This is a genomic window from Dietzia sp. DQ12-76 (assembly GCF_014145045.1).
Taxonomy (GTDB): Bacteria; Actinomycetota; Actinomycetes; order Mycobacteriales; family Mycobacteriaceae; genus Dietzia.
Genome location: NZ_JAALDV010000240.1, coordinates 1 through 1,428, shown reverse-complemented (window position 1 = coordinate 1,428; position 1,428 = coordinate 1). Strand labels below are relative to the sequence as shown.

The window sequence follows — 1,428 nt, the reverse complement described above, 5'->3', positions numbered from 1 at the left end:
GGGTGAGTACGCCGCCGGGCCGCGCGCGCAGCGGTACCACGTGGCCGGGCCGTGTGAAGTCTCCGGGAACGGCGTCGGCGGAGGCCAGCATGCGGGCCGTGCGCGCCCTGTCGGCGGCGGAGATCCCGGTCGAGACACCGGCGCGGGCGTCCACGGTGACCGTATAGGCGGTGTCGTGCCGGTCCTCGTTGATGGCCCGCATCGGCGGGAGATCGAGGCGCAGGCAGTCCTCGGCCTCGAGCGTCACGCACACGTATCCGGACGAGTACCGGACGAGGAAACCCATCAGCTCGGGAGTCGCGAGTTCGGCGGCGAAGATCAGGTCGCCCTCGTTCTCCCGGTCCTCGCTGTCCACCACGACGACGGCTCGTCCCGCCGCGATGTCGGCGATGGCGCGGTCGATGCCGTCGAAGGTGGTCACTGCTGCGGGTTCTCCTCGGTACTCATCACACCCGGGCGGCGTCCGCGGGCACGGCCACAAGTATGGCGCATCCGCTCACCCGGTCCGGTCACCGCGTCCTCCCAGGAGACGCTCGACGTACTTGGCCAGGACGTCGACCTCCAGGTTGACCCGGCCTCCCCGGGGCAGACCACCGAGGATCGTGTCCTCCAGCGTGGTGGGGATGAGCGAGACCTCGAACCACGGCTCCCGCTGCCCGAGCGGACTGACCGCTGACACCGTGAGCGAGGTCCCCGACACCGTGATGGATCCCTTCTCGACCACGTAGCGGGACAGCTCCGGCGGCATCGACAGGCGCAGCACGTGCCATCTGGCGTGCTCGGTCCTGCTGATCAGGGCGCCTGTACCGTCGACGTGCCCCTGGACGATGTGTCCTCCGAAGCGTGCGTCCGCCCGCATCGCGCGCTCCAGGTTCACCGGATCCCCGGGACGCAGCGCACCCAGGGCGGTGCGGTCGAGGGTCTCGGCCATCACGTCGGCGTCGAATCCCACCCCGGGGGTGAACTCGGTGACGGTGAGGCAGACGCCGTTGACGCAGATCGAGTCGCCGTGACCGGCGTCGGACGTGACGAGCGGTCCGAGGATCCGCAGACGCGCGGAGTCTCCCACCGTGTCGACGGAGTCCAGCGTGCCGAGTTCCTCGACGATTCCGGTGAACATCAGAGCGGTCCTCTCGTGGGTGTGGTCATTCGGGTCATCCGGTCATCCGGTTCGTCTCATCATGCGGAGATAGACGTCCTGGCCCAGCACCGCGGTCTCGCAGACCTCGAAACCGTGCGCGTCGGAGAGTGTGCCGACACCGGCCTCCTCGACGGCGGACCGGCCGCCGCCCAACACGAGGGGCGCGAGGTAGGCCTCGACCTCGTCGACGAGCCCGGCGGAGAGGAACGCGCCGGCCAGCCGGGGTCCGCCCTCGACCAGGACGTGCTGGACGTCGCCGAGCATCGCGAGCGCGTCCGCCGGGTCGC

The 1,428-nt window shown here is 70.2% G+C and carries 3 protein-coding genes; all 3 read right to left on the bottom strand.

Annotated features, from left to right (window positions below; all coding sequences use genetic code 11):
* Positions 1-421, bottom strand: a 421-nt coding sequence (locus G6019_RS09045; RefSeq protein WP_182627452.1) for a 3,4-dihydroxy-2-butanone-4-phosphate synthase, incomplete at its 3' end; no start/stop codon positions are given.
* Positions 422-496: 75 nt separating this feature from the next.
* The gene (locus G6019_RS09040) at positions 497-1,120 is read right to left on the bottom strand and encodes a riboflavin synthase (RefSeq protein WP_182613689.1); all 624 of its coding nucleotides are present in this window, start codon (positions 1,118-1,120) and stop codon (positions 497-499) included.
* 42 nt (positions 1,121-1,162) lie between these two features.
* On the bottom strand, positions 1,163-1,428 hold a 266-nt coding region (locus G6019_RS09035), incomplete at its 5' end, for a RibD family protein (protein WP_182627450.1).